The organism is Streptococcus sp. NM (assembly GCF_003390135.1).
Taxonomy (GTDB): Bacteria; Bacillota; Bacilli; order Lactobacillales; family Streptococcaceae; genus Streptococcus.
In genome coordinates this window covers 238,429-245,092 of the sequence record NZ_QUOS01000003.1, presented here as the reverse complement: position 1 = coordinate 245,092, position 6,664 = coordinate 238,429, and the positions used below count along the sequence as shown (strand labels likewise).

The window sequence follows — 6,664 nt, the reverse complement described above, 5'->3', positions numbered from 1 at the left end:
CCAGCTACTTACTTGGACAAAGCTAACTTCCCTGGTCCATTCACAGCTGGTGTCAACCAAGTTATTCCGTATGAATTCTTCGCCGGAGACGGTATGTTGACTCGTCTGATCTTGAAAGCCTCTGACAAAGCCCCATGGTCAGACAATGGTTCAGCTAAAAATCCAGCTCTTCCACCAGTAGAAAAATTGGGGAAAGGTCTCTACTTCTACGAAGTAGACTTGGCCGGCACTCAAGGCAAATCAGACAAAGAGCTTCTTGACCTCTTGAAACAAAATGGTACTCAAAGTTATAAAGCTACTATCAAGGTGTACGGTGCTAAAGATGGCAAAGCAGACTTGAGCAATCTCGTAGCGACTAAAGAATTGGATGTCAACTTGAATGGCTTGACTACCCCAGCTGAAGTCCAAAAAGGCGTGGCTGACAATACCAAAGACACAGTAGATGTTCCAGCTACTTACTTGGATAAAGCTAACTTCCCTGGTCCATTCACAGCCGGTGTTAACCAAGTTATTCCATATGAATTCTTCGCAGGTGACGGTATGTTGACTCGCCTTATCTTGAAAGCATCCGACAAGGCTCCATGGTCAGACAATGGTTCAGCCAAAAATCCTGCTCTTCCACCAGTAGAAAAATTGGGCAAAGGTCTCTACTTCTACGAAGTAGACTTGGCCGGTACTCAAGGTAAATCTGACAAAGAGCTTCTAGACCTTTTGAAACAAAACGGTACGCAAAGCTATAAAGCTACCATCAAGGTATACGGTGCGAAAGATGGCAAGGCCGATTTGAGCAATCTGGTAGCGTCTAAAGAATTGACAGTGAACTTGAATGGGTATAAGTCCCTCAATGATATGAAATCTAAAATGCCAGCTGTTAGCCAAGATAAGATGATGTCTAACAAAGAGCAGGACAAAACCATGAATGCTAGCCAGCCTATGGTAACCTCAAGTAAAATGCCTGATGAAGGCAAGATGGCATCTACTAACAAGGTATCAAGTCCAATGATGGCTGATCAAATGAAAGACCAAAAAGGCATGCTTCCATATACTGGTGAAGCCCAAACATCAATGGCTACTCTTGGATTCTTTGGATTAGCCTTGGCCGGACTTCTAGGTGGCCTCGGTTTGAAAGCTAAAAAAGAGGAAAATGACTAGTCTAGTTACAGACTTTCTATCTAGGATTTGAAAAATCCAGATATCGTTTAGAATGTTCGTAAAGAGATAAAAATAGTGTTATACTATTGTGGTATAGCACTGTTTTTTTCAAAGGAGAGACAGATGGGAAAGACAATTTTACTCGTTGATGACGAGGTAGAAATCACAGATATTCATCAACGCTATCTGGTTCAGGCAGGATATCAGGTTTTGGTGGCCCATGATGGAGTGGAGGCCTTGGAAATCTTCAAGCGAAAACCAATTGATTTGATTATTACAGATATCATGATGCCTCGGATGGATGGTTATGACTTGATTAGTGAGGTTCAGTATCAATCTCCAGATCAGCCTTTTCTCTTTATCACGGCTAAGACTAGCGAGCAGGACAAGATTTATGGCCTGAGCTTAGGGGCAGATGACTTTATTGCCAAGCCCTTTAGTCCACGTGAGCTGGTTTTGCGTGTCCACAATATTTTGCGGCGCCTTCATCGTGGAGGTGAGACAGAAGTCGTCAGTCTCGGGGATTTACGGATGAATCACGGTAGTCATGAGGTCCAAGTCGGAGATGTGGCGCTTGATTTGACAGTCAAATCCTTCGAACTTCTATGGCTTTTAGCCAGCAATCCAGAGAGAGTTTTTTCTAAGACAGACCTCTATGAAAAGGTCTGGCAGGAAGACTATGTGGATGATACTAATACCTTGAATGTTCATATTCATGCTCTTCGACAGGAGTTGGCTAAACATGCCAGCGCAGAAACGCCTGCTATAAAAACTGTCTGGGGTTTGGGCTACAAAATTGAGAAAGCACGAGGTAGTCAATGAAATTAAAAAGTTATATTTTAGTGGGGTATGTCATTTCAACACTCCTAACGATTATCGTGGTTTTTTGGGCTGTTCAAAAAATGCTGATTGAGAAAAGCGAGATTTACTTTCTGCTTGGAATGACCATCGTTGCCAGCCTTGTCGGTGCTGGGATTAGTCTCTTTCTCTTATCGCCGGTCTTTACTTCATTGGGCAAACTCAAGGAACATGCCAAGCGGGTAGCGGACAAGGATTTTCCTTCAAATCTGGAGGTTCAAGGCCCTGTAGAATTTCAACAATTAGGCCAAGCTTTCAATGAAATGTCCCATGATTTGCAGGCCACCTTTGATTCCTTGGAAGAAAGCGAACGTGAAAAGGGCTTGATGATTGCCCAGCTTTCGCATGATATCAAGACCCCCATCACTTCAATCCAAGCGACGGTAGAAGGGATTTTGGATGGGGTTATCAAGGAAGGAGAACAGGACCATTATCTAGCAACCATTGGGCGTCAGACGGAAAGACTCAATAAACTAGTTGAGGAGTTGAATTTTTTGACCCTAAACACAGCTAGAAATCAGGTGGAAACGACCAGCAAAGACAGCATTTTTCTGGACCAGCTCTTGATTGAGTGCATGAGTGAATTTCAGTTCTTGATTGAGCAGGAGGAGCGAGATGTCCATTTGCAGGTAATTCCAGAGTCTGCCCGGATTGAGGGAGATTATGCCAAACTTTCTCGTATCTTGGTGAATCTGATCAATAACGCTTTTAAATACTCAGCTCCAGGAACTAAGCTGGAAGTGGTGGCTAAGATGGAGAAGAACCAGCTTTCAATCAGTGTGACTGATGAGGGACAGGGCATTGCTCCAGAGGATTTGGAGAATATTTTCAAACGCCTTTATCGTGTAGAAACTTCGCGTAACATGAAGACAGGTGGTCATGGTCTTGGTCTTGCGATTGCGCGTGAATTGGCCCATCAATTGGGTGGGGAAATCACAGTCAGCAGCCAGTACGGCCTAGGAAGTACCTTTACCCTCCTTCTTAACCTCTCTGGCAATGAAAATAAAGCTTAAAACCCCTTTACAAATCTAGCCATTCATGGTAAAATGGATTTTGTGTGAAATATCAGCAGGAAAGCATGAAGCTCGTCAACAGGTGTCTTATGATAAGTAACCTTGGCTGTTTAGGCGAAGGGCATCTGCACGAATCAGGGCTTTCTAAGTGACTATTTCCACCGAAATATTATTTATATCAGGAGGACATTCACATGTCACGTTATACAGGACCATCTTGGAAACAAGCTCGTCGCCTTGGCCTTTCACTTACAGGTACAGGTAAAGAATTGGCACGTCGTAACTACGTACCAGGACAACACGGACCAAACAACCGTTCTAAATTGTCAGAATACGGTTTGCAATTGGCTGAAAAACAAAAACTTCGTTTCACTTACGGTGTAGGTGAAAAACAATTCCGTAACTTGTTCGTACAAGCTACAAAAATCAAAGGCGGAATCCTAGGTTTCAACTTCATGCTTCTTTTGGAACGTCGTTTGGATAACGTTGTTTACCGTCTTGGTCTTGCGACTACTCGTCGTCAAGCTCGTCAATTCGTAAACCATGGTCACATCCTTGTTGACGGAAAACGCGTTGATATCCCATCATACCGCGTAACTCCAGGTCAAGTGATCTCAGTTCGTGAAAAATCATTGAAAGTTCCAGCTATCCTTGAAGCAGTAGAAGCTACTCTTGGACGTCCAGCATTCGTATCATTCGACGCTGAAAAATTGGAAGGTTCATTGACTCGCTTGCCAGAACGCGACGAAATCAACCCAGAAATCAACGAAGCACTTGTCGTTGAATTCTACAACAAAATGCTTTAATTTTAAGATATATTTTACAGAAAGCCTACAACAGTGGGCTTTTTGCTTTGTCTTAAAAGCTTGATTTCTGAGTTTGTCATCATTTTTGTCATCACTTATAACGAACTCACAGCTTTCTCATAAAATGAGACGGCTGTTTTTGCTTTTTCTTTGGAGAGATGACTGTAAGTGTCCATAGTCATAGCTAGTGTAGAATGACCTAATTCCTTACCAAATAGTATGGAGAATGGACTTGAACCAAGAGCGAACGCCGAGAAAATTCAAAAAAAGCACTTAGAAAAATCTAAGCACTCAAGAGTAGTGGACGGTGTACCTGTCCCGTCATCTCATACTATGAAGTTGCGTAGCGACACTATCATTTCTACCTCACTTATCTTTAAACTAATTATATCATAATAGTACAAAATACTCTAATACAGAAGGTATCCATAGTTGTTACTAAAGAGTAGGTGGTAGTATAAGCTAGTGAACAAAGAAATTATTTGTTGTAAGTGTAAAAACTTTAAGATGTCAATGTTATAATAAACTGGAGGAGTTTTTATGGAAAAAAATTTAAATCCTAATATTGACCCACGTATAAAATTCAAATTGTTACCACCAGCTACTATTATTAAAAATTTTGTTGATGGAGAGCCCGATTGTAATTATGAGAACTACTTACTAGAGCTACTTAATAAGTCATCTCATTTTAAAGATAAAGGGCAATCTCCTTTCTCTAAACCGTTAAATGAAAATAATGGTCAATGTGATGCAATCTCGAAAAGTTATGAAATAGACTTTAAACTATTATCATCTAGCACTAGATTACAAGCTAGTCATTTGTTTTCTATGGGTATTAGCAATTATGGTGGTGGTATAATTGGTATTCATGAAAGTAAAAAGAAATTCGGTGAAGTAAAAGCTACTCAGATTCATGTTGCATTCCGAACAAGAGATATATCAGAGTTCACTCGATTAGGGGAAAACTTTTTAAATATTAGAAAGTATGGTATTAAAAGAGATATCATAAAAGTGTTGAAAATGCTGGAAAAACAGAAAAACCTTTTATTGTTTTTTCCATATTCGTTTGAGCTGATTGATATACTCGAGACAGATAATTCGGATGATATTATTGTAAGCGCGTTAAATTATGATTTTCACTCACTATTTGAATACAGAAGTTTAAAAGCAAAGGAATTTGAGACTTATTTTGTAACTATATTTCAAGATAGATTTTATATTTTTTCTATTCTTGACGACACCCTCTGTTTAATTGAGAAATTAGATTGTATGTCACTGCCTACATTTATTAAATTAAAGAATTACCATCTATAAGGAGGACGAGTTATTGATCAATCCAGATTTTTACAAAAGACTAGCAAAGATATTCTGTGGAGATGAGATGGGGATGTTTACTTATAAATCAGGACCTCAGCTAGTTTCTTTTTTCAATACCCATTTCCATACTCAAGATAGTTATGGTCAGGGTTTTCCTACAAGATGGATATATGTGAATGATAAGCTATTGGACTTTTCATCTAGAGGTATTATCAATTCATTTTTCAACCTTATACTCAGCAAACAATATCTTTTAACAGAGCGTCAGATAAGTGAAGTGGATGCTTTAGAGCATCAGCAGAAAATAATAAATGAATTAGATAAAATTTGTTCTGTTTATTCTTTAAAACTCTCAAGAAGAGGAAATGAATTTTATTTAGTAGAAATTGATTTAGATTTAGTTGAGATTGGAAAGGGAGGCTTTGCTGATATTTATTTCCAAAAATCTACAGGATTAGTGTTAAAAAAACTAAATGAGGAATCTGTTAAACGACAATCGTTGAGAAGTAGGTTAAAAAGAGAGTATGAAATAACTAAATCTTGTTCAGATATTGGAAGTATTATTCAAGTATTTGATTTCGATAGTAGTAATTGTTCATACACAATGGAAAAAGCTGATTATACATTGGCAAATTACATTGAAGAAAGTGAGCTTACAGAGGATTCTAAGCTCAATATATTGCGTCAAATACTTTATACTATGGCTCTCGTCCACCAAAGAGATGTTCTTCATAGAGACTTAAGTCCGACCAATGTTTTTTTCGTGAATGGGATAATTAAGATTGCTGATTTTGGTTTAGGAAAAAACCTAAACACTTTGACATCTCATCAAACAATGGATACAACTTCCTTTGGTCAACTCTTTTATTGCGCACCAGAGCAATTAACGCTTTTAAAAGATGCTGATAAACGAAGCGATGTGTATTCACTAGGACGTATTATTAATTTTGTTATGACTAAGAATCCTAATATTTTTTCTCATTCACTTCGTTCTGTTAGTGAAAAAGCTACGAATTTAGAACCTGATTATAGGTATCAAGATGCTACTGAAATGTTGAGTGCATTAAATGCATGGTTGAGAGTTAGAAGCGACGAAACTTTTAAGAAAACAATTTGGGAAAAAATTGGCCGTGGTATTTTTGATGGCGATATAGAAAACTATATTTATGAAATGCCAGCAAGAGAGTTATGCCAAGCATGTATTAAAAAAAGTAATGTTTTTATTGAAAGCTTAATGATTTTTATGAAGTTAGATGATACACACGCGATTTATATCATTCAGACGATTCATTCTAACTACGAGCAATATTTGAAACGATTTGAAGATGCAGATCCTTTCGCTTCCCTTTCTTATAGAGTTTTAAAGGGACAATTTTCCTTCAACGTTAATGAAGTGGCTGCTCAGATTTTACGCTATATAGCCTATGAAGTTGGGCGCTTTTCTGCTCAGCATAAGATAGATTACTTGATTGAAAATGGAATTGAACCAATGATTGAATCCATATTAGAAAGATAGAT

At 38.5% G+C, this 6,664-nt stretch carries 6 protein-coding genes; all 6 read left to right on the top strand.

The window, feature by feature from the left end; translation table 11 throughout:
- The coding region (locus DXN33_RS07090) for an SSURE domain-containing protein (RefSeq protein ID WP_115904709.1) at nt 1–1,152 on the top strand (1,152 nt) is incomplete at its 5' end.
- Nucleotides 1,153–1,275: 123 nt separating this feature from the next.
- Nucleotides 1,276–1,974 carry a response regulator transcription factor gene (locus DXN33_RS07085; protein WP_115904708.1) on the top strand — a complete coding sequence of 233 codons (699 nt, stop codon included), beginning with the start codon at nt 1,276–1,278 and terminating at the stop codon, nt 1,972–1,974.
- On the top strand, nt 1,971–3,023 hold the full coding sequence (locus DXN33_RS07080; protein WP_115904707.1) for a HAMP domain-containing sensor histidine kinase: 1,053 nt from the start codon (nt 1,971–1,973) through the stop codon (nt 3,021–3,023). Before DXN33_RS07085 ends, DXN33_RS07080 begins: the two co-directional genes overlap by 4 nt.
- A 194-nt stretch (nt 3,024–3,217) precedes the next feature.
- Complete coding sequence (rpsD, locus tag DXN33_RS07075; protein ID WP_000092756.1) at nt 3,218–3,829, top strand: 30S ribosomal protein S4; 612 nt, start codon at nt 3,218–3,220, stop codon at nt 3,827–3,829.
- A 540-nt stretch (nt 3,830–4,369) separates the two neighbouring features.
- Nucleotides 4,370–5,143 (top strand): hypothetical protein, encoded by a 774-nt coding sequence (locus tag DXN33_RS07065; protein ID WP_115904706.1) that lies wholly within the window; start codon nt 4,370–4,372, stop codon nt 5,141–5,143.
- Between the two features lie 13 nt (nt 5,144–5,156).
- Nucleotides 5,157–6,662, top strand: coding sequence for a serine/threonine-protein kinase (locus DXN33_RS07060; RefSeq protein WP_115904705.1), 1,506 nt, complete (start codon nt 5,157–5,159; stop codon nt 6,660–6,662).
- The last annotated feature ends 2 nt before the right edge of the window (nt 6,663–6,664 follow it).

What these genes read in the sequence shown, in the direction of transcription:
- DXN33_RS07080 (WP_115904707.1), top strand. Translation starts at nt 1,971, where the DNA reads ATGAAATTAAAAAGTTATATTTTAGTGGGGTATGTCATTTCAACACTC.
- DXN33_RS07065 (WP_115904706.1), top strand. Translation starts at nt 4,370, where the DNA reads ATGGAAAAAAATTTAAATCCTAATATTGACCCACGTATAAAATTCAAA.
- DXN33_RS07085 (WP_115904708.1), top strand. Translation starts at nt 1,276, where the DNA reads ATGGGAAAGACAATTTTACTCGTTGATGACGAGGTAGAAATCACAGAT.
- rpsD (WP_000092756.1), top strand. Translation starts at nt 3,218, where the DNA reads ATGTCACGTTATACAGGACCATCTTGGAAACAAGCTCGTCGCCTTGGC.